The sequence below is a fragment of the Flavobacterium sp. 28YEA47A genome (assembly GCF_041262125.1).
Classification (GTDB): Bacteria; Bacteroidota; Bacteroidia; order Flavobacteriales; family Flavobacteriaceae; genus Flavobacterium.
Genome location: NZ_JBGCCI010000006.1, coordinates 91,401 through 112,107 on the forward strand (window position 1 = coordinate 91,401; position 20,707 = coordinate 112,107).

Genomic DNA, 20,707 nt, shown 5'->3' on the forward strand with positions numbered 1-20,707 from the left:
TTATATTATTGTTTTGGCATAGCTCAAACTATATATCAAACCCATTCCGATACATTTTTTTAAAACGCGATGCCATAAAAAACGTTACTAAACAAAAATGCCATCAATTACGATGGCATTTTCTTTACAAAATAAAATTTTGATTTTTATGTGGATTCAGGAGAGTCAAGAGGTGGCTCTATACCTCCATAAATACTGATTCATTGGGTAATTATTACAAGTTAAATTTGATTAAAGAATCGCCCCCAAAATGGAAATAAATTATATTTGTACGTAATATGAAAGGCCTGTATAAATATCTTTTAATATTCCTGGTAACCGCTTGTTATTTGCAGGCGGCCTTGGAGCTGAATATTGGTCCCCTCACTAATACCTTTGATGACATATACGATACATATGTCCAGGCAGACGATCTGTCTACCGTTCAGAGCCAAAAAACTGAAAAATCTTTTGATTTTGTAGTATTACCTATCCAAGCGATGTATGAACAGCCGATTTGTTTTTTAGAGTCGGATTATACTACAGTATCATATAATACTGATGAACCTTATTATAAAAAAAGGTATATTTTCTTCTGTAAGTTGTTGATTTGATTAAGGACTGTATTGCCTTAGGGTATTTATTGTTCAATATAAAATCAAATTAAAATGAAAACATTCTTTTTGGTGCTGGCATTGCTGTTCAGCATCGGTTTTGCATTTGCGCAAAACACACTAAAATTGACATTAAAAGATAATAGCACAAACGAACCGATCAGGTTTGCGTCCGTGTCTATTTTAAAAACAAATATTGTTACAAAAAGTGATAGTACGGGAGTTGCAATCCTGGATAATGTGCCAGATGGCAGACAAACCGTCTTATTGAGTCTTATCGGTTATAGATCAAAGGAGATACAATATGACTTTCCCATAGCTGATATTTCCGAACAAATCATATTGATGGATAGCGAAGCGCAGGATATGGAAGAAGTCGTCATAACGGCTACCCGTTCCAGTAGGGCAATTTCTGATATCCCAACCCGGGTAGAAACTATTGGTGGCGAAGAATTGGATGAGAAAATTACGATGCAGCCAGCTAATGCTAAAATGATACTTACGGAAAGTACGGGCATTCAGACACAGCAAACATCTGCGACATCCGCTAATGCCAGCATACGTATCCAAGGACTTGACGGTAAGTATACCCAATTATTAAAAGATGGCTTTCCTCTGTATTCAGGATTTTCTGGCGGATTAAGCCTCGTCCAGATACCGCCGTTAGATCTCAAAAGAGTGGAAGTGATAAAAGGAGCCACATCGACTTTATATGGAGGGGGAGCTATTGCCGGCCTTATAAATTTCATTACGAAGGAACCTACTGATGAAAGAGGGCTGTCGTTTCTGCTCAACGGTAATATTACAAATGCAGCCGATTTTAGCGGGTTTTATAGTCAAAAGTTTAAAAGAACAGGAATTACCGTATATGCAGCGCAAAATATACAGGCAGCATACGATGCCGATAAGGACGGACTATCTGATATACCAAAGTTTTCACGCTTTACCTTGAATCCAAAATTCTTCTATTATATCAATCCCTCCGCAATACTTTCATTTGGCCTTAACTCCTCATTTGAGGATCGTCTTGGGGGAGATATGATATTAATCGAAAATAAGGCAAGTAATGAACATTCATATTTTGAAAAAAATAGATCTAGCCGAATTTCTTCCCAACTTAAATTTGAGAAACATTTTGTTGATGAATCCGTTTTTTTCTTCAAGAACAGTATCGGGATATTTAACAGAAGCATAAGGAAATCAGATTATTATTTTTCGGGAAAGCAGCTCTCAAGTTTCTCAGAACTTTCCTATCTGTTCAATACGGGAAAGTCAGAGTGGATTTTCGGAGGTAATTTGTGGACAGATAATTTTCAACAAGATAATGCTACACCATATTCTCTTAACAACAATTTGTTTGTAGGAGGTGCTTTCATACAAAATAGCTTAAAGGCAAGCGAGAAATTTATTATTGAGAGTGGTTTACGGGTTGATGGCACAAATGAGAATGATTTTTTTATTCTTCCCAGAATTTCAGTACTGTATAAAATTACGCCAAAATTTACTTCAAGAATAGGGGGAGGATTGGGCTATAAGACACCCACGCTTTTTTCTGAAGAAGCTGAAGAAAGAAGTTTTAGGGATATTCAACCGCTTGATCTAAGTAGGGTCAGATCTGAAAAATCCATAGGTATGAATTTTGACTTAAATTATAAAACCCGCTTGTTCGAGACAGTCTCTTTTTCAATCAACCAAATGTTCTTCTACACTCGCCTTAACCGGCCCTTGATTTTAGATAATATACCCTTGTCCAATGGTAGATATGAGTTTACTAATGCCGAAGGTTATCTTGACAGTAAAGGTTTTGAAACCAATGTAAGATTGCGCTATGATGATATATCGCTATATTGTGGCTATACCTTTATAGATGCTATCAGACATTTTAATAGTACAAAGGTCATTAACCCGCTCACTGCAAGGAATCGAATTTATACGACGCTTTCTTATGAATGGGATGAAAGATTAATAGCTAGTTATGAGCTTTTTTATACAGGCAGACAAACTCTTAGCAATGGAGAAACAAGACCAGATTATTGGGTGATGGGGGCATCTGTTCAATATAGGTTCAAACATTTTAGCCTATTTGTTAATGCAGAAAATTTTACTGATACACGACAAACACGTCACGAGAGTATTTATACGGGTTCTCTACAGAATCCACAGTTCAAGGAAATTTGGGCTCCTACCGACGGTTTTGTCTTTAATGGAGGCATAAAGATAAACTTGTGATTCTTATGTCATAGTTTTAGAGATTGAATATTCTCATAGTTTTTTGCGTAGTCATAAAATGTTAGAAGCATTAGCTTGCTATAAAATTAGATAGTAATCTTTTGCTCCTTTCTTTACTGATTGGCTTCAATAAAAAATTGCATTACCTTTTTGTAGCAAAAATGGGAGCAGTTCCAATCAACTATTGTCAGGATGTAACCAGACTACTTTTTGGGCTGGTTTATGTTGCTGGCCGATAATCTCGCGGTAGAGGTCGGGCCGTCGGGCGCTCATGTAGCGATGTCCGCCGGCCTGTATTAGTTTTTCGGGTGTCACTATTGCAGTGACAAAACTATCTTCAAATGTATGGCATTCGGCCAGAATATCCCCGAATGGGTCCAAAATCATAGAGCAGCCATTTTTTAACTGATCGTCATCCATACCAATAGGGTTTGAGAAAACAACATAAACTGCATTGTCATAGGCCCGGGATGGCAACCATTTCATCAGCCAGCCGCGTCCTTTCATTCCGTCGAATTCCAAGCGTAGAGAGGTCGGATCGTTTTCACGGTTTTGCCAAAGCTGAGGATCTACAAAACCTGCTCCAGGCCGTGATGAAGGTGTACACATGGTCACATGCGGCATAAAGATGATATCAGCTCCCAATAATTTTGTCGCACGTACATTTTCAATGATATTGTTATCGTAACAGATCAAAATACCGCATTTCCATCCTTTGATTTCAAAAATAGTATAGTCCTGTCCTGCTGTTAAGTGGGGATTGATAAAAGGGTGCAGCTTGCGGTGTTTTGCAATTAAGCCATTTTTGTCTACGCAGATGTAAGGCTTGTATAAATTGTCGCTTTCATCTTTTTCAAACAAACCCGCAAGAATAATGATGTCATATTTGGATGCTATTGCGATCAGTTGCCGGGTACTTTCACCGTCGGGAACAAGTTCAGCGATAGCAAGCATTTGCTGTTTATCTAAATCTCGCGCAAAAGTATAACCTGTAATAGAGCATTCATGAAAAGCAATCACGTCAGCTCCCTGGGATGCAGCCTCTTTTGCTAGTCGCTCTATGACAGTTAGATTATAGGCTTTATCCGCACTTTTATGCTCAAATTGTGCCGTCGCAATTTTTAATTTGTCCATATCTCCTTAATTGATCTATTGACAAAGCTAACCCAAGGGCATTAGGTAAAATTGTACAAACCCGACATTTGATTAGGGCTGTCCTTGAATTCCATAAAATTTACAGCGAGTCTATTTGTGCTGTTCAGATATTCAGAAGGTGTGATACCCGTGTATTTTTTAAACGTTCTAATGAGGTGAGACTGATCAAAATATCCCGATTGATAGCAGATCGTAGTCAAATTGGTTTCGGCAGTTTTATGACGTAGCAACTTCAAAAAGGAGTGGAGTTGGACGATACTGCCAAATTTTTTGGGACTTATTCCAACCTGTTCCGCAAATATCCTTTCCACATGCCGCTCGGTATAGCCGCTATAACGGACAAGTTGTTCAACAGTCACTAGGCCTTTGTGGTGAGTAATATGTTGTAATATCGTGGAAAGTAAAGTATGACCAGGAGGCTTGCGTTGAATAGCTAATTCGTAAAAGAAGGTATTTAATGCATTTACTTTTTCAGTTGACTGTTTAAGATGTAGAAGGCTATCGTAGAGCTTTTTTGCTGCCTGTCCAAACACATCCTGTGTAGCAACAATCTGCTCTTTTAGTTCAAGAGCGGACATGCCCAGCAACTTGTAGAGTCCATCCGGCTGGAATACAACAATAATAAAGGATGTCTGTTCAGTCAAAGTGAGATCTTGAAAATTACTGATCTGACCATACGCAAATGAAGAAGGTAGATGTTGGCTGTGATTGGTAGATAAATGAACTTGTTCAAGAAGAAATACAATTCCAGTGTTGCCGTCAGGAAATAGACGAAGTGTTTTATGCGGATCACCAACACTTTCCAGGAAAAGATAATGTTTGATATATGGGGACAAGACTTCTGGCGGGAGTACCTGCATAATTTAATCCGTGAATTATATCCCAAATGTACATATTTCTTGTTGTCGTAAATTAAATTTAGCATACCTTTTAGACATGGACTTAAATAGATGCTTATGTAGAGAAACCAGAACACCCTTTCATTTGAAATGTAAACGATATTACTGCGAGTATTAATATGTTATTCAATCCCATGCTCTATTGCAATTTAGTCAACACCATATCTTCAGGAATTACAAAATCAGAATTATCCGGTCTTAAGCCATTATCACAAAGCATGTCATGAAAATATCTGGTTGCGGTCTTTCGTTTCCATGAGAGTTTTTGCGGATTATTACCACTGTATGTAATATGTAAACTTCCAACCTTTCTTCTATGGCAATCATTGGTTGAAGGTTCTGTATAAATAAAACTTATAGTAGTGTTTTTAACAAAGCTGCTTTGTATCTCGCTTGGTTTAGTATTCACCAGTCCTTGATCTCTTGAATAACTGCTTGTGCCATAATTATCATAAATAATCCTACCATCTTTTTTGTATAGAAATTTTGCAAAAAGCTTGTCCCCAAATACGTTATAATGCTCATTTTCGATTACTTTCTCTTTATAAAAGGTAATCTTAAAGTAATCGGCTCCATTATCATAAACCCAGCTTCCTACAAGGTTTTGCAATTTATTGTTGGTGTCCTTATAATAACTGTTAGGGTAATCCATATAATTATTACGTAGACGGTCTTCAATAGGCCTTACAATTTCTTGTGCTTTCATTGAGAACGCAACTAACATTAACGCTATTACTAAGAAGCTATTTACCCTCATACTTTACTGTAATTTAGTCAACACCATATTCTCCGGAATAACAAAATCAGAATTATCAGGTCTTACACCGTTGTCGCAAATTCTATCATTAAAATATCTGGTCGCTGTCGTTCGCTTCCATGAGAGTTGAAGCGGATTTCCATTAGTATATGAAACATCTAAACTTCCAACTTTTCTTCTATGGCAATCATTATTCGAAGGCTCGGTGTAAACAAAACCAATAGTCGAGTTTTTTACAAAGGAACTTGATATCTCGCTTGGTTTATCATTTATAAGTCCTTGATCTCTTGGATAACTGTTTGTACCATAATTATCATAAATAACCCTACCATTCTTTTTGTATAAAAATCTTGTGAACAGTCTGTCTTCATACACATTATTATATTCATTTTCAATTACTTTTTGTTTAAAAAATGTAATTTTAAAGTAGTCAGTTCCATTATCATAGACCCATGTCCCTACAAGGTTTTGTAATTTGTTGTTGGTGTCTTTATAATATGTATTAGGATATTCACTAGTATTATCATGTAGTAAATCCTCTATTGGCTTTACAATTTCCTGAGCGATTAAACAAGATGATGCGCACAATATTACGATCATTGTTGTAATTTTTAATATTGTCATAATCAACAACTTTATTTCGATAGCTATTGTTTCACCAGAGTCATCGTTATGGGAATCTTAAAAGGGATCTCAGCTTCCATTGTAGAATAGTAACTAACATTCCATTCGAGAATTTGTCGATTTTCTACTATTCGATATTCAATTAGCAGATTACCGGTAGGCCTTTCAGTAAACCTTCGTTCTTGGGCGGGTTCACAATAAAATAACTTCATTTTATTATTGCTGACAATCAATCCCGCTTGGTTAATAAAAGAACTATTAGGAACTATCCACGCCCCAGAGATTGAACTATAACCATCATTATACAGGTCGAATACAGTTACACCGTCGACTGTATACTTATATTTGCTAACCAATTCATCTGTAAGACTTGACCCTCCTCTATCAACCTTTTCGTTTTTCGAAAAGGTAATTATAAATGTCTTATTTGAACCTATATCAATGCTTTTCCATGTACCTATGAATTTGTCCATTACACCATTTATATCTTTATAATATATTTTTGGTCTTTCAAACGGATCATGTTGTGATTTTTGTTCAATGGCTACAATATTCTCCTGAGCATAGCAAGTCAAAATACTAAGTAGAGAAATTAATATTACAATATTTTTCATATTTACTTTTTTATCCAGTTAATAATATTTTGCTGGTCGTCATAAATAGCTTGAAATAATATCAAACCAATAGGATGTTCTTTGACTCTGTAAGTGTTGAGAAATTCAACAAATTTAGATACATTACAACTATTAGGGGCATCTTTACATGGATCTATTACTTCTTCCATAAATTGCTTTTGAAAATTCTCAAATGCTACTGAATCATTTGAAAGGGTGTTGTAGGTATCTTCCAGATCATTTTTATTGCCAACTCTAAGCGCAAATGTTCCTTGCTCACTGACCAATATGCTTGTAAAGTCTTCATCATTATTAAGATCTGTGAACTGCTCTGCTGTTTTAAAAATATCGGCGTCTGAAAAAATGGGAGACAGCTGCTCATATACTATGCGAGGTAATCCCGTAGCAGGATCTACTCCACATCTCACTTCCACTAAAATGGTATGCATATGGACGACTACTTTTGTATTAGGTAATACACGGTCACCATTAGAATATTTAACCCAATAGCTACCTCGGGATGTTGGCAGCCTTATCTCGTAGCTGCGCCCTGTCTTGATGAAATGAGCACCATCTTCCATGAAATCTGTTGCTACTCTTGGTCTTAGTTCGTCTATTTTTTCTTTTATTTTTGTTTTTGAACCGTCTCTGTTGTTTTTTGTTAGCTTGTTAAGAGTAACGTTATGCCGTAGAGATTCATCTTGCAAAAGTATAGGCGTAGTCCTTATCGTGTTCCCGTCTTCGGTTATGCTTCCTGATCCTGTGCCTTCTCTGCCCGGACTTCCGGCACCACCGCCACCGCTGCCCGGGCCTATGCTAACACCACCTGTATTACCGCTTCCCGATGTTGGCCCGTGGCCTATTCCCGGGCCTGAAAGACAGTCTTTATTGATAAAAAAGACTGTATATTCCTCCTTCGTCCAGTTTGAAGCGCAACGGCCATCGTTGTCTCCATTGTGGGTAATCCTGTTTCCGTTCCTATCATCGCAATAGTCTCTGGTTATGATTGCTATCCTAACGCAATTACTGCCATTACCGCCAATATTGATACTTGCTTTTTTTTCAACCTCCAGTAAAGTGCTCGGAATTATGTTTTTAGGCTTTATTCCTAAAACCAGCATTTCTCTGTCTTTATCCGTTAGGATGTACCCTGCAATGTATGCGGTATAATCCTTTCCGTTAGAAACAAGGATGAGGTTTTCGATGATCTTGGCACCAGGTTCGCCTTGGATGCGGAACGTAATGCTGTGAAAGTCGCCCTGGGTAATTCGTATGGCACTTTCGGTATCAACATCATAACCATAATCTTTTACATTGACAGATCTTCTTTGCAGCGAGCTACTTCCTGCTGATTGTACATCATTCAGTTTTTGCAGGGCTGCATTGTTTTTACTAAAATCTGAAAAACTGAGCGTTTCCAGTTTCAGTTCAGTACCGTCACTTGATTGGTTTTGTTCGTTCAGCGGATCAGTCTCGCATGCAATGGCAAATATGGACAGCCAGAGCAAAATTCTAGGATGTTTTTTACGGATTTTCATTTGGCGTATAATCTTGGTTAAGGCGTGTCTGTTTAGGAAAGATGAAGAACGTGCAGGAGTAAAGAATACGGCTTGTCCTAAAACAGTTAATAAAGTTCTATGCAAGGTGCTGGTAAGCACCTGCATTAAGTGTGATTAGGTAAACATAGTGCTTTTTTGTTGATTAACTGTGAGTTACGTGTTTTTCATCCGGTATTAAGTGTTTAAAAACGGATAAGCAAACTTAATTGATGTCCTTTCAAGCTGCTTAAAAAAAGATATTCAATAGCCGCAAGGTTGCATATGATCGTTTTGATCTTGATACAGCTTATGAAGATGTAGTAATCGACAAAGACATCGTTGATGATCGTCCTGATGAAAACACAAACAGCGAGATTGAAGATATTGAAAGTCTTGTAACACAGATAAAGGATTTCCTTTCGTCTCAGAATGCAAAAACAGCTCATAAGGACGATCTCATGCAATATATAGGTCTGATGCTGGATGAATATCAATCCCTCAAAACTCTCAGTTGGGAGAATCTATTAACGAGTTAATCGCATCGGAATGCGAAAAGAATGGCACTGCCCAGATCAGCGAACGTGAAGCAGATTTTTTATGATAAAAAGGTAGCAAATTCACTGCTTGATACGCCACAAACTTCTTTTACATTTTTATAAATTTTGTTTGTTGCCAATTAAAAATAATAAAGCCTGCAATTATCACAATTGCAGGCTTTATGTTGTATAAAACCAAACAACCATTTTGATTAACATTAGAAGATAAATAAAGAATATGCTAACAGTCGTTTTGCGCAATAACCAGTAATTCTTACACTAGAAACTTTTTGTGCTTAGAAACTTTTGTAATAATTTTATGCCACCACCGCTAAGCTGCGGAATGTTAGCAACAACTTTTGAAAAAATCGTAAAATGGCTCCAATTAAATATCTTATCTTATTCTTTTTTTTAATTAGCTGTACTAAAAAGTATGATGAAAATGCAATTATTAAAACAAACGAGGTAATAAGTAAAAAAGATACTACAGAATTAGAAAGTGATTTTAAGAATAAAGTGAATGATTCCGTTTATGTTATAAAAAATGAGAATCGTGAGAGTTTTGTTAATCTGTTCTATTCTAAAGACCAGAATAAATATGTTTTTTTTGATTCAATCATAATACAAAACAAATCGGATAAAACTATTCAGAAAATTAAATTAAAAAATGAATCTTTTTTATCAGATTGGGAAACAGAATATTGTTTATCAGTAGACAAAGATATTAATTTTGATGGTTTTGATGACATTAGCCTCATAAATTACAAAGGGTTATATAATTCATCACATAGTTATTGGGTATATAAAAAGAATTTTAAAAAATATAAACACATTAAATCCCTGGACAGTATCTATAATGTTGGTTTTGACAAAAATAAAAAAGAAGTTTATTCAGAATGGAGAGTAGCTCTTCAGGAATTTCACTCTGAAACCTATTTTTGGAAAAATGACCAAATCATTTTAAAAGAAGAAAATATCAGATTCAGCACACTTGATTCACTTAATCCTGAAGTTGAGTATCATCGAAAATTAATCAATGGAAAGTATATTGAGAGCGGAGTTAAGTATTACTAAAGCTGCTACTAACAGCGATTTGGCGTTATAGCAAATCTTTGGCAAATTTTCAGAAAGCATCTTATCGCTTGTAAAAAACAGATACTTCCTTCTATTATTCATGATAATGATGTCATTGATGATGCCAGTATTTTGCTACAAAGTTTCTGTGTTTTTTTGTAAAGTTTGCTTGTTACCAATTAAAAATGACAAAGCCTGCAATTGTGATAATTGCAGGCTTTATGCTGTATTCAATTTTTTTACTAAAACCAGAACCATGTTAGTTTAAAGTACACTGTGGAGTCGGGGAGAGTCGAACTCCCGTCCAAACAAGCAACCAAAAGGCTTTCTACACGTTTAGTTCCTGATTGAATTTTCGTCATTGTGCGAGGCCAGGAACAGCCACACAACACTTATCTTCTTAGTTGTCAAAACAGCCCCGAAGCTTAACTGTTTCTAGGTTTATTTTTACGGTTCCCCTTTTAAGAACGCCACAAACCAAGGCTTTCAAGGAGAATCTAGCTTTCCTGCCTTGCAGGAACTAGGCAAATCGTACTATAATTCGGATTAAGCAGCTAAAGCGTAATTATTTTCGCCGTGTAAAAGTGTAGGACCATTTAGTAACGAGAATTGTCCCAGTTCTCGACGTGCTTACTTTTCAATTCGACTCGCTGTCAAAACCAGTCGACCCCCATTATGTTTAAGAACTCTGCTATAAAGCAAAAAACATACCGCAAAAGTAGTCAAAAAAACTACATTTCCAATTTCCGTTAATTGATTACGTCGTCTTTGTCAAGTTTAATCGGATAAGTACCAAAAAGAGGCGCCAATTTCCAGATTTTATAGGTCTTTAGAGTGTATTTGTTTGAAATGGCAAAGAGTGCCACCGTGTCTTTTTTCAGTTTTACATAGGATGACGTATTTCCATGCCACCATCCGTTATGGTAAAATAACTGTTCGCCGGTTTCCCATTCCAGCATACGGATACCAAGTCCATAATTTTTGGTGCCGCGATGTTCATAGCTGTACCCTTTGAACGCTTCACTAACCAGTACCGGATTCAGGAACTTGTCAGAATAGGTAGCCATGTCAAATTTGAGCAGGTCGCGTGGCGTAGAATAGATATTTTTGTCGCCATATACATCATCCAGATGATTCAGTTCATAAAGTACTTTGTTGCCCTTATAAGAAAGACTTGCCGTTTCTTTATCTTTTGAATAATCGTATACATAGGTGTTTTTCATACCAAGCGGCTCAAAAATCATTTCTTTCATTGCCTCACGGTAATTTTTTCCTGTAATCTTTTCGATTACCAATGCCAGGATCGCATAATTGGTATTGCAGTAGCCAAATTTTCTGTCAGGCTTGAAATACAATCCAAATTTATGTTGTGCCAGTAAATCAAGAATATCCTGGTTATGAAGCATTTTTGAGCGGTTCCAGACTTTAGCATCATCTGCAAAATAAGCATAATTAGGCAAGCCGCTCCTGTGACTCAATAGCATCTTGATGGTAATTTCATCATAAGGAAATTTAGGAAGAATAGAATTGACCTTGTCTTCCAGATGTAATTTTTCCCGGTCTATAAGTCTCAGGATAGCTGTAGCTGTCAATACTTTGGAAACGGAAGCGATATGTAGCGGAGTGTTCGCATCAATGTCTTCGTTTTTTGAAAAATTGGATTTCCCTTCATACTTTTCGAAAATAATCTGTCCGTTCTTAGCTACCAGAAAACCACCATTCATGGAGTTGTTAGGCCAGTTTTTTTCATAAAACTTTTCCAGGCTTTCCTGTTTTGAATTGACATAGCTGGCCGGAAGTTTTTTTGATTTTATGCTGTAAGGTGAAAGAGCATCTGTATTATTTTCGGTTGGTTCGTTAGAGGCAATCTGTTTATTTTTTTCCTGGCATGATGTAAACAACAATGCCGAAGCAAGTAAAGGATATATATATTTTGAAAATGTCATTGCAATTATAATGGTTGGGTAGCAAATATAGAAAAACAGGCACATTGTGGTTTCTATTTTAACAAAATAAAAAGTAACTTATTGTGTCATATTCTTCCTTTAACATTTTCCTGCGCTAAATGAGAAAATATATAAAATATTTATGGATAAAAATTTTGGAAGGCTTAGAGGTTAATGTTATATTTGGAACAAATTATAACGTTGTAGTTATAAAGTTATAATTAAAGAAGTGATTTTGTTAAAATATTGCAATACTCTCAATCATTTCGAAAATTAACCGAAACACCACCCTTTATTTTTTAAAAACTATTATGAAATTCGGAATTATTAAGGAAAGAAAAAACCCGCCCGACAGAAGGGTTGTATTTACCCCAGAAGAAGCCTCAAGATTACTAAAAGAACACCCGGAAGTAGAACTAAAAGTTGAAAGTTCAGATATCAGAATCTTCAGCGATGACGAATACAGGTCGCAAGGCTTGCAAGTAACGGAGGATATTTCAGATTCTGACGTGTTTTTTGGAGTAAAAGAAGTTCCGATTGATGCATTGATTCCTGAAAAAAAATATTTTTTCTTTTCACATACCATAAAAAAACAGCCACACAACCGCAAGCTGCTGCAAGCTATTCTGGAAAAGAATATTGATTTGTATGACCATGAAACCATAGTGGATTCCGAAAATAGACGACTTATCGGTTTTGGCAGATATGCCGGAATTGTTGGAGCCTATAACGGAATAAGAGCGTTCGGGATTAAGTTTGAGCTGTTTAATCTGCCAAAAGCAGAAACGCTTTCAGGCAAAAGTGATTTGGTTGCACGATTGAAGCGACAAATCCTTCCTCCAATTAAGATTGTTTTGACCGGACATGGAAAAGTAGGGATGGGCGCAAAGGAAATTCTTGACGGAATGAAAATTAAGGAAGTAACGCCCGAAAACTTTTTAGCCAAGAAATATACAGAACCTGTCTATACCCAGATTGATGTACTGGATTACAACAAGCGAATGGACGGAACCGTTATCGACAAAGAAGATTTTTATAATAATCCGCAAGACTATACCTCAGATTTTGAGCGTTTTTCACAAGTTGCGGATATTTTTATGGCCGGACATTTCTACGGTAATGGCGCTCCGGTAATCCTGACAAGGGAAATGCTCAACTCAAAAGACAATAAAATCAAAATCATAGCGGATATTTCTTGTGATGTAGACGGCCCAATTGCATCAACTATCAAGGCTTCGACAATAGCAGAACCGTTGTATGGTTATTTGCCAAGTGAACACAAGGAAGTTGAGATTTTTCACCCGGCAGCAATAGTGGTTATGGCGGTTGATAATCTGCCTTGTGAATTGCCAAAAGATGCCAGTGAAGGTTTTGGCGAAATGTTCATGGAGCACGTTATCCCGGCCTTTTTTAATGGCGACAAAGATGGCATATTGCAACGCGCCAAAATAACCGAAAAAGGAAAACTGACTAAAAAATTTGAATACTTACAGCCGTTTGTTGACGGTAAATAAAATCTGGCCTCGAATTATCGGGGCTTTTTTATGTCTTGTTTTGTCTTTTTAAGCAATGCTATTTTTATCTTTATGAAAATTATAATCACTATGAAAAGACAATTTTTAAAAGCATTGGTATTTGGAACAGTACTAGCTATTTCCAGTTGTAACTCCAACAAACAGGCAACAATTAAGGAAGACGGAACTGAAGTGGTAAAAATCAGGACTCCGGAAGAAGGAAAAGAAGAAAAGAATGATACGATTGCTGTGCAAGGTAAAGTCAATGAAATCAACAGAGGAAAAGATGGCTACACGGCTATCCTGACTGCGGAAGATGGAAAGATTTATTATGCCACAATCAGTATTCCTAATTTGAAAGATCCAAAACAGTATCGTTCTGTAGCGATTGGCGAAACCATCAAAGTAAAAGGGAATTCATGGAAAATGGAGGATGATAATTATATTACTGTTCGGGAGTTAGAGAAGTAAAACAGCATTCAAAACTTTGCGGCTTAGCGTCTTTGCGTGAAATAGGCTCGCAAAGGCGCTAAGCCGCAAAGTTTATAAAGAAAAAAGGTCTGACACTCGTCAGACCTTTTAGTTATACTATAGATTAGTTTTCTTCTTTTATCGCATTCCAATCAATTTTTCTGGAAAAATACATCACAAGTCCCAGGATAATAAAAAGCCCGACACTGCCTGCTAAAAGCGCATAATTTTCTAGCTGAATGATAACAAAAATAAAGGTGTAGAGCGCTGTTAGAGAAAGGCCAATAAAGACAGCGAATTTTTTACTCTTTAAGATCGAAACGGAATACAGCGAAATCATCAGGACGACAGAAATTCCGGCAATTAAATAGGCTTTCAAAAAGCTGCTATGCTCCGTAATGGATATCAGAAGCGTATAAAACATAACCAAAGCCAGCCCAATCATGGTATAATTGAAAATATGGATGCTGATTTTACTAATAGATTGGATAACAAAAAAGACAAGAAACGTCAACCCGATTACTAAAAAGCCATATTTTGAAGCCCGTTCGTTCTTTTGGTATTCGTCAACAGGAATTATAAAATCAACTCCAAAGGAATAATCTTTCAGCTCCGGAAAATCTCCAAAATAGTGTTGTGCAAAAGGCCTGTTAAAGTCAAGGACTTTCCAGCTGGCTTCAAAACCTGTATTATCAGACTTTTTCTCACTCCCGCCAGGTAAAAAATAGCCTGTAAATTTTGGAGTTTTCCAATTGGATTTCATGCTTACAGAAGTTGTTTTTCCGATAGGAACAATTTTTAATTCCTGGCTTCCATCATAAGAAACATCAAAATTAAAAGCAAGTTTCTCGTCTATAAAAACCTCAGAAATAGAGAAGCTGGGCGTTTCTAAAGTTGAAACGGATGTTACCGGATCATTTGTGGCCGTTTCAAAAGCCATTACTTTTTCTCCCAGTTTTATTTTCATACCGTCTTTTATGCTTTTGAGATTGTTTGCTTTAATCAATAAGGAAGCCTTATCCCATTGGATGTTTTCAGGTGCGATACCTTTCGAGCTGAAATCAGGCTTACTAAAAGTTCCATTAAATTTCATAGCCGAACTAAAAACTACAGCTTCATAATTATTTCTTTTTTTCTCGGTCGTATTCACATCAATATGTCCTTCAAGCTGCTCAGGAAAAAAATAGGCATATTCGATTTCAGACATTGTTTCGGTTGAATTTTTTATGGGATAATTAACCCTGTAAGGAATTTTAATTATTGGACCATAAAGCAGGACGCTGTCGCCCCATTTTGCAGTAATCTCAGAAATGACTTCCTGTTTGCGTAAAGAACGTTCGGTAATAAGATCCTGAACAAATGTCAAAGGAACTAAAAGGACAATAGTAAGCAGGCCTATCATAATTAGCTTGGCTGTAGTCGATTGGAGAATAGGAATCTCGTTTTTCATGATATGATTTTTTAGGTTATTAATTAGTTGTTATTTCCTGATAATGATTTCTTGTTTGGTTTCATGAACCCGGATTTTAATGCCTTCATACTTCCATTCAGAACCAATTTTTTGGGCAGAAATATCCATTTTCCCTTTGGCCTTTTTTCCGGTAACTCTTACGGTGGCTTCAATCGCTTTGTTGTCGTTGGAATATCTCGTATTCCCTTCAAGAATCGCCATGTTATCCAAAGGCTCCAGGGTTCCGAGGATTTGAATTACTTCATCGTTTTTGTTTGCTTCGGTTATGGCTTTTTGAAATAGGACAGGATCAGCATAAGCCTGTGCCATATCCTTAAAACTACCTTGACTTATGGCATAGGCCAATATCAGGCAGGCTATAATAAAGGCGGATAATGAAAGGAACCATCTGTAATTTATTTGCCACCAGCTTTTTAAATTGATCTTGTTTTTCATAATTATTTGATTTTAAAAGTATTTCGGATTGTTGTCAGGGGAATCGTAAGCATTTTGGAATAGTCGAGATTATGAAAAGACAAAGCGTTTTGGCCTCTTTTATACTGTTTCTTAAAATACCCTAGCTGGTCAGGATAGAAAAGAGTTCCGGTAGCCATTACCATATACAGATACAAGCTCCGTTTGCCGTTTCCAAATAAAAAATACTGCATGCCTATTTCTTCAGGAACTGTAACTCCCGTTTTGGTGAGGACATGAAAAACATCATGGTCTTCGAGTTTGGATTGCATATCGAAATTATATCGGGTAAGAAAACTGCCTAAATGGAACCCTAAGGTTTCATAAGGCATAAGGAGCAACTCTTCTTTGGTGATCTTCCAGGGCGCATTCTTTTTAAAATATTTTTGGTATGGTTTTTTGCTCATGTCGTATAGCTTTTCGATAAATAAATCTCTCATATTTTATTTTTAAAAGTACTTTGTATTTCAAAGTTAATGGATAAAAAAAATCTTAGCTTTTTTGGATTAGTTTTTCAAGGGCATCGATATGCTCTTTAAAGGCTTTCTTGCCTTCTTTTGTAGCGATGTAGCGGGTATTTGGTTTTTTGCCAATAAATTGCTTTTCAATAGAAATATAATTTTCGGATTCCAATGCTTTGGTGTGGCTTGCCAAGTTACCGTCGGTTACACCCAAAAGCTCTTTCAGCATATTGAAGTCAGCAGATTCATTTACCATCAATACAGACATGATCCCGAGCCTGATTCTGTGGTCGAATGCTTTGTTTATATTTTGGATGATATTTTTCAAATTATAATTGTGAACAGGTTATAAATACATTCTTTGTTTCCTTATCAATAAAAATCTTGAAATCATTATACAGATTACTTTCTTTAATGATATAATGGTCTTCTGTTTTAGGCGTGAACCACGACGGTTTTTCGGTTATTTCTACGACCTGAAAATCCGAACTGTTCTTTAATTCATATTGTTTCTCAAAGGCATCCATCAGTTTTTTATTGGATTTTATTTCCATAAACGACTGAAATTCGTAGCTCCAATGTGATGAAACCCAAATTTTTGAATTCAATAGGATTATCTCTTTTGGCTTTTCTGCATTAAATGTTTTTTCCCAAACAGCATCTCCATTTTCCCAGGTTCCTCCGCATGAAAGCAGTGCCGCCAAAGATACTATTTGTAAGGCTTTAAATATAAATTTAATTTTTTTCATGCTTAAAATACAACTTGAAGCCGTAAAAAATATGGCAGACACCAAAGCCTAATGCCCAAAATAACAATCCATATCCAATAAAATAGGAGGAAACCAGACCTAATATAATCAGTGTTATACCCAAATAACGAATATCTCCCAATGTGTATTTACTGGCATTGACACAGGCAAGCCCATAAAAAATTAGCGTTACAGGAGCCACAAATCCATACACTTCCTTTTCAATCAGAAACAGCACGAAAAAACCTCCGGTTGCTAAAGGAATTGCAAAATTAATCAGCAATCTTTTAGAAGACGCATCCCAGATTTTTTCGTTTTCCTTTTTTGCTTTTTTGATACTTAATGTAATTCCTGTTATGATGGAGAGGACTATAACGATTATGGCAATAGAAAAAAGCCTCATCATGGAATTTTCTCTAACGACAAGGTTTTTATAAGTACCTAATGGAGTCGAATCGCTATAGATGGTTTGATAAGCCAGCCAGGCACCAATCAGGGAATAGACTCCAGCCAAGACTCCGGACAGGCCGCTCAAGGAAATAAATCTTGAAGAACGGTTCATCATGTTCTTGATTTCTGAAATGTCATTAAGATATTTGTTTGTCTCCATATAAAAGTACTTTGAATAACAAAGTAAAATAATAAAAATGAAATGACAAAAAAAATCCCCCGAAATTTTCGAGGGATTGCAAATTATTTTTTTTAAAGCCTAAAGCCTGAAGATTCCACCTACGGTAATGATTCTTTGGAAGAACCCGAAGTGCTGTGAAGCGCTATCGGCATTGCTTGATGTAGTCTTGATATCTTGCATGTCAATATAACCTCCTTTTAATTCGCCCTGAATAAAAAAGTGCTTGAAGAAGGTTACGTTTAAACCTACCTGAGCTGATACTCCATATCCGGAAATGTGAAAATCATCATGTCTTTTTTTGCTTAGCAAGGTTGCATTGGTTTTTGGATATAGAAGTCCGCCGCCAATACCTTCTGTCAGGTTAATCTGGATCTTGTCTGTATTCCAGATTCTGAAGAGCTTAGAAATATCATCTACTCGGTTGATTTGTGCATGCACGTAGTTAAGTCCGTCCGTATGTTCAAATTTTAGAAAGTCCTCAGACATTACAGTTGGTGTATTGTTATACGTACCGTTGTGTATTGCCCCGGCTTCTGATGCTGGAAGGTTGATTTCTCCTGTAACGTTGGCGGTTTGGCCCTGTGTCATTACATATTTCATGTGGTCAACACCAATCGAAACGTTGTAATGGTCGCTGATAAAATAACCAATCCTAAGGTTTGTTTGTGGGATGGTCATTCTACCCGGGTTCACATAATCTAAATGGTACCCTTTAGGCTTGTCATGCGCTTTCACATCGTTTACTGTGAAATTGTATCCATCGCCCTTGAAGGTAATGTCTGATTTTGTATATGATTCTCTGTTGCCACCCCAATAGATAAAGAATTTTCCTTTGTTGTGAGCAGTGTATTTTTCAGGACTCGGTGCCAATTCTTGGGCAAAGGTGTACTGTGAAAAAGCACAAAAAAAAGTTAGTACACCCATTAGTAATGGATGTTTCAAAATAAGGAATATTTATATTAAAAATTATTTACGGTTTTTCTGATAGCTACCAGTTTTGTCATAAGTCCTTCGAAATATTTCAAGTCCAACATGTTCGCCCCATCACTTTTTGCATTTGCGGGATCGAAATGAGTTTCTATAAAGATTCCGTCAACACCAACGGCAATTCCTGCTTTGGCAACGGTTTCAATCATATCAGGTCTTCCACCGGTTACACCAGCAGTCTGGTTTGGCTGTTGCAAAGAGTGGGTTACGTCAAGAACTGTTGTAGCATATTGTTGCATTGTAGGAATACCACGATAGTCAACAATCATGTCCTGATATCCAAACATGGTTCCTCTGTCAGTTACCATTACTTTTTGGTTATTGCAGTCCAATACTTTTTGTACGGCATGCTTCATGCTTTCCGGACTCATGAATTGTCCTTTTTTCAGGTTTACGGTCTTTCCTGTATTGGCAGCCGCAACAACAAGGTCGGTTTGGCGAACCAAAAAGGCAGGAATCTGAAGCACGTCAACATATTCTGCAGCCATAGCTGCATCTTCGTTGGTATGGATGTCAGTAACAGTTGGAACATCAAAAGTTTCAGAAACTTTTCGTAAGATTTTCAGAGCTTTTTCATCACCAATTCCAGAGAAACTGTCTATTCTGGAACGGTTGGCTTTTTTGAAAGAACCTTTGAAAACGTAAGGAATTTCTAGCTTGTTAGTAACTTCAACAAGTCGCTCAGCAATTTTAAGAGCCATTTCTTCACCTTCGATGGCACAAGGGCCAGCTAAAAGGAAAAAGTTATTACTGTCAAGATGCTTTATTTTTGGTATATCTAGTAGATTCATATGTTGTTTTTTGAAAGCGCAAATTTACAAATTATATCAATCGAAAGATAATTTCTGTTAAAAGTTTAAGAAGCAAAAACACAGGGATTTATCAGTTTTCTTTTTTCTTTTTTTGGACACCTGTTTTTGGGCATAAAAAAACACGAATTCAATATTCTGATTCGTGCTTTTCGTTTTATTCATTTTTCTTTAGTCCAAATCCTTTTGGAACAAAAAGATATCCTTTTTCGAAGATATTAAAATAGAGGCGGATAGGTTTTGAAAGTCCGGGCCAGGTGATTTCATACACATCTAATAATCCGGCTCCCATATCATTCCTTTTAGTCGGGAAAGGGCAACAGCTCTCTACTTTTTTATAAGTTATGGTTTCGCCTTTTGGCCCGGTCAGGGCATCCAGAAAGCGTTTTGGGTTAATATCTTCATCCGCTACACTGCGGTAATACACATTAATTGGGTAGTCTTTGTCGTAACCGTATTTTTTATCCTTGCTGAATTCCGTAAGCAAAAACCAGCCATTTTTTGTAATGATAGGTTCAGGTGCGTTGTTATCAATGTTCTTGATGGTGGAACGCGTACTAATACAGGAAACAGCAAGAATTCCTGTAAACAAGACCAGGATTAGGGTTTTGATTTTCATTTCGTTTGCTTTTTTGTTTGGACAAAATAGGCCACGATAGCCGAAATTACCATTCCAATAGATAACGTAAAAAAGATGCTCTGTATGATATAGCTTTTCAGATTAAAATAGTTTGCCGCTGCTTCTTTATCTTTAGAGGCATTAATCATGTTTTCAAAAAACTCAGGAGCAATTAATTCGTGGAGCGAAGCTTGCGCCAAAGGCATTAATAAGGCTATAACAATAGTCATATAAAGTCCTGTAGCACAGCCTTGTTTCCAGTCCATATTTCCATTGAAATAATGTGTCTTTTTTTCTCTTAGCGCCAAAGAATAGATAAGTCCGGCAAAAATGTAAAAAAACAGAGAGGATAGCATATAAAAGCTCATGTTTTCTCCGTAAATGCCTAAAGTTTTTTCAAGAATGGCCCATGCCAGATAGCAAAAAATGTATCTGATGCCCCATTTGATTTCAATCGCAAATTTTTTCATTATAGGTAAGTGTAATTCTGACCCAAAATTAAGTGATTATTTTAATTGGGCTATATTTTAAATGGGAATATTATGGAGGTATGGGAGCGAATGTCTATTTTTGTGCA

Annotated in this window: 21 protein-coding genes and 1 other RNA gene; 4 read left to right on the forward strand and 18 right to left on the reverse strand. The window is 36.5% G+C overall.

The features are described 5' to 3' along the window. Positions 1–647 precede the first annotated feature (647 nt). Positions 648–2,822 carry a TonB-dependent receptor domain-containing protein gene (locus ABH942_RS10240; protein ID WP_370031650.1) on the forward strand — a complete coding sequence of 725 codons (2,175 nt, stop codon included), beginning with the start codon at positions 648–650 and terminating at the stop codon, positions 2,820–2,822. 177 nt (positions 2,823–2,999) lie between these two features. On the opposite strand, the gene ABH942_RS10245 is transcribed toward ABH942_RS10240, so the two are convergent. The 6 genes from ABH942_RS10245 to ABH942_RS10270 all read right to left on the reverse strand — a co-directional run bounded on the left by ABH942_RS10245 (position 3,000) and on the right by ABH942_RS10270 (position 8,535). Next, complete coding sequence (locus ABH942_RS10245) at positions 3,000–3,956, reverse strand: nitrilase family protein (RefSeq protein ID WP_370031652.1); 957 nt, start codon at positions 3,954–3,956, stop codon at positions 3,000–3,002. Between the two features lie 41 nt (positions 3,957–3,997). Next, positions 3,998–4,837, reverse strand: coding sequence for a DUF6597 domain-containing transcriptional factor (locus ABH942_RS10250; protein WP_370031654.1), 840 nt, complete (start codon positions 4,835–4,837; stop codon positions 3,998–4,000). Positions 4,838–5,015: 178 nt separating this feature from the next. Next, positions 5,016–5,633 carry a DUF6705 family protein gene (locus ABH942_RS10255; protein ID WP_370031656.1) on the reverse strand — a complete coding sequence of 206 codons (618 nt, stop codon included), beginning with the start codon at positions 5,631–5,633 and terminating at the stop codon, positions 5,016–5,018. A gap of 3 nt (positions 5,634–5,636) precedes the next feature. Continuing rightward, positions 5,637–6,233 (reverse strand): DUF6705 family protein, encoded by a 597-nt coding sequence (locus tag ABH942_RS10260; protein ID WP_370031657.1) that lies wholly within the window; start codon positions 6,231–6,233, stop codon positions 5,637–5,639. Positions 6,234–6,280: 47 nt separating this feature from the next. Next, entirely contained in the window at positions 6,281–6,871 is a 591-nt protein-coding gene (locus ABH942_RS10265; protein ID WP_370031659.1) for a DUF6705 family protein, read from the reverse strand. Between the two features lie 2 nt (positions 6,872–6,873). Further along, positions 6,874–8,535 (reverse strand): hypothetical protein, encoded by a 1,662-nt coding sequence (locus tag ABH942_RS10270; protein ID WP_370031661.1) that lies wholly within the window; start codon positions 8,533–8,535, stop codon positions 6,874–6,876. A 785-nt stretch (positions 8,536–9,320) separates the two neighbouring features. Between ABH942_RS10270 and ABH942_RS10275 the strand changes: the two genes are divergently transcribed. After that, a complete protein-coding gene (locus ABH942_RS10275; RefSeq protein WP_370031663.1) occupies positions 9,321–10,019 on the forward strand; it encodes a hypothetical protein in 699 nt (232 codons plus the stop codon). A 274-nt stretch (positions 10,020–10,293) separates the two neighbouring features. On the opposite strand, the gene ssrA is transcribed toward ABH942_RS10275, so the two are convergent. Together ssrA and ABH942_RS10285 are read right to left on the reverse strand one after the other, a co-directional pair. Further along, positions 10,294–10,690: a transfer-messenger RNA gene (gene ssrA / locus ABH942_RS10280) on the reverse strand. 78 nt (positions 10,691–10,768) lie between these two features. Next, positions 10,769–11,965, reverse strand: a complete 1,197-nt coding sequence (locus ABH942_RS10285) for a serine hydrolase domain-containing protein (RefSeq protein WP_370031665.1) — start codon at positions 11,963–11,965, stop codon at positions 10,769–10,771. Positions 11,966–12,276: 311 nt separating this feature from the next. Between ABH942_RS10285 and ABH942_RS10290 the strand changes: the two genes are divergently transcribed. After that, a complete protein-coding gene (locus tag ABH942_RS10290; protein WP_370031666.1) occupies positions 12,277–13,479 on the forward strand; it encodes an NAD(P)-dependent oxidoreductase in 1,203 nt (400 codons plus the stop codon). Positions 13,480–13,569: 90 nt separating this feature from the next. Next, positions 13,570–13,950 carry a hypothetical protein gene (locus ABH942_RS10295; RefSeq protein WP_370031668.1) on the forward strand — a complete coding sequence of 127 codons (381 nt, stop codon included), beginning with the start codon at positions 13,570–13,572 and terminating at the stop codon, positions 13,948–13,950. Positions 13,951–14,074: 124 nt separating this feature from the next. Here the strand turns inward: ABH942_RS10295 and creD are convergent, their stop codons facing one another. The 10 genes from creD to ABH942_RS10345 form a co-directional block, all read right to left on the reverse strand. Then, on the reverse strand, positions 14,075–15,400 hold the full coding sequence (creD, locus tag ABH942_RS10300) for a cell envelope integrity protein CreD (RefSeq protein ID WP_370031670.1): 1,326 nt from the start codon (positions 15,398–15,400) through the stop codon (positions 14,075–14,077). A 30-nt stretch (positions 15,401–15,430) separates the two neighbouring features. Continuing rightward, a complete protein-coding gene (locus ABH942_RS10305) occupies positions 15,431–15,856 on the reverse strand; it encodes a cytochrome c oxidase assembly factor Coa1 family protein (protein ID WP_370031672.1) in 426 nt (141 codons plus the stop codon). A 2-nt stretch (positions 15,857–15,858) separates the two neighbouring features. Next, a complete protein-coding gene (locus ABH942_RS10310) occupies positions 15,859–16,314 on the reverse strand; it encodes a Coq4 family protein (protein ID WP_370031674.1) in 456 nt (151 codons plus the stop codon). Positions 16,315–16,366: 52 nt separating this feature from the next. Next, positions 16,367–16,663: a transcriptional regulator gene (locus ABH942_RS10315; RefSeq protein WP_139998425.1), complete on the reverse strand. Its 297-nt coding sequence runs from the start codon at positions 16,661–16,663 to the stop codon at positions 16,367–16,369. A gap of 1 nt (position 16,664) precedes the next feature. Then, the gene (locus tag ABH942_RS10320; protein WP_370031676.1) at positions 16,665–17,084 is read right to left on the reverse strand and encodes a hypothetical protein; all 420 of its coding nucleotides are present in this window, start codon (positions 17,082–17,084) and stop codon (positions 16,665–16,667) included. Further along, entirely contained in the window at positions 17,071–17,694 is a 624-nt protein-coding gene (locus ABH942_RS10325) for a hypothetical protein (protein ID WP_370031678.1), read from the reverse strand. The genes ABH942_RS10320 and ABH942_RS10325 overlap by 14 nt, the downstream gene beginning before the upstream one ends. A gap of 99 nt (positions 17,695–17,793) precedes the next feature. Continuing rightward, positions 17,794–18,639: a hypothetical protein gene (locus tag ABH942_RS10330; RefSeq protein WP_370031925.1), complete on the reverse strand. Its 846-nt coding sequence runs from the start codon at positions 18,637–18,639 to the stop codon at positions 17,794–17,796. Positions 18,640–18,674: 35 nt separating this feature from the next. Beyond that, positions 18,675–19,493, reverse strand: a complete 819-nt coding sequence (gene kdsA / locus ABH942_RS10335; RefSeq protein ID WP_370031680.1) for a 3-deoxy-8-phosphooctulonate synthase — start codon at positions 19,491–19,493, stop codon at positions 18,675–18,677. Positions 19,494–19,668: 175 nt separating this feature from the next. Continuing rightward, positions 19,669–20,130, reverse strand: a complete 462-nt coding sequence (locus tag ABH942_RS10340) for a 2-dehydro-3-deoxyphosphooctonate aldolase (protein ID WP_370031683.1) — start codon at positions 20,128–20,130, stop codon at positions 19,669–19,671. Next, positions 20,127–20,600, reverse strand: coding sequence for a DUF4199 domain-containing protein (locus ABH942_RS10345; RefSeq protein WP_370031685.1), 474 nt, complete (start codon positions 20,598–20,600; stop codon positions 20,127–20,129). The genes ABH942_RS10340 and ABH942_RS10345 overlap by 4 nt, the downstream gene beginning before the upstream one ends. Positions 20,601–20,707: the final 107 nt, after the last annotated feature.

Bases quoted from the DNA above. Each gene is read 5' to 3' on its own strand.
- ABH942_RS10240 (WP_370031650.1), top strand. From the start codon at position 648: ATGAAAACATTCTTTTTGGTGCTGGCATTGCTGTTCAGCATCGGTTTT.
- ABH942_RS10245 (WP_370031652.1), bottom strand. From the start codon at position 3,956: ATGGACAAATTAAAAATTGCGACGGCACAATTTGAGCATAAAAGTGCG.
- ABH942_RS10250 (WP_370031654.1), bottom strand. From the start codon at position 4,837: ATGCAGGTACTCCCGCCAGAAGTCTTGTCCCCATATATCAAACATTAT.
- ABH942_RS10255 (WP_370031656.1), bottom strand. From the start codon at position 5,633: ATGAGGGTAAATAGCTTCTTAGTAATAGCGTTAATGTTAGTTGCGTTC.
- ABH942_RS10260 (WP_370031657.1), bottom strand. From the start codon at position 6,233: ATGATCGTAATATTGTGCGCATCATCTTGTTTAATCGCTCAGGAAATT.
- ABH942_RS10265 (WP_370031659.1), bottom strand. From the start codon at position 6,871: ATGAAAAATATTGTAATATTAATTTCTCTACTTAGTATTTTGACTTGC.
- ABH942_RS10270 (WP_370031661.1), bottom strand. From the start codon at position 8,535: ATGCAGGTGCTTACCAGCACCTTGCATAGAACTTTATTAACTGTTTTA.
- ABH942_RS10275 (WP_370031663.1), top strand. From the start codon at position 9,321: ATGGCTCCAATTAAATATCTTATCTTATTCTTTTTTTTAATTAGCTGT.
- ABH942_RS10285 (WP_370031665.1), bottom strand. From the start codon at position 11,965: ATGACATTTTCAAAATATATATATCCTTTACTTGCTTCGGCATTGTTG.
- ABH942_RS10290 (WP_370031666.1), top strand. From the start codon at position 12,277: ATGAAATTCGGAATTATTAAGGAAAGAAAAAACCCGCCCGACAGAAGG.
- ABH942_RS10295 (WP_370031668.1), top strand. From the start codon at position 13,570: ATGAAAAGACAATTTTTAAAAGCATTGGTATTTGGAACAGTACTAGCT.
- creD (WP_370031670.1), bottom strand. From the start codon at position 15,400: ATGAAAAACGAGATTCCTATTCTCCAATCGACTACAGCCAAGCTAATT.
- ABH942_RS10305 (WP_370031672.1), bottom strand. From the start codon at position 15,856: ATGAAAAACAAGATCAATTTAAAAAGCTGGTGGCAAATAAATTACAGA.
- ABH942_RS10310 (WP_370031674.1), bottom strand. From the start codon at position 16,314: ATGAGAGATTTATTTATCGAAAAGCTATACGACATGAGCAAAAAACCA.
- ABH942_RS10320 (WP_370031676.1), bottom strand. From the start codon at position 17,084: ATGAAAAAAATTAAATTTATATTTAAAGCCTTACAAATAGTATCTTTG.
- ABH942_RS10325 (WP_370031678.1), bottom strand. From the start codon at position 17,694: ATGGAGACAAACAAATATCTTAATGACATTTCAGAAATCAAGAACATG.
- ABH942_RS10330 (WP_370031925.1), bottom strand. From the start codon at position 18,639: ATGGGTGTACTAACTTTTTTTTGTGCTTTTTCACAGTACACCTTTGCC.
- kdsA (WP_370031680.1), bottom strand. From the start codon at position 19,493: ATGAATCTACTAGATATACCAAAAATAAAGCATCTTGACAGTAATAAC.
- ABH942_RS10340 (WP_370031683.1), bottom strand. From the start codon at position 20,130: ATGAAAATCAAAACCCTAATCCTGGTCTTGTTTACAGGAATTCTTGCT.
- ABH942_RS10345 (WP_370031685.1), bottom strand. From the start codon at position 20,600: ATGAAAAAATTTGCGATTGAAATCAAATGGGGCATCAGATACATTTTT.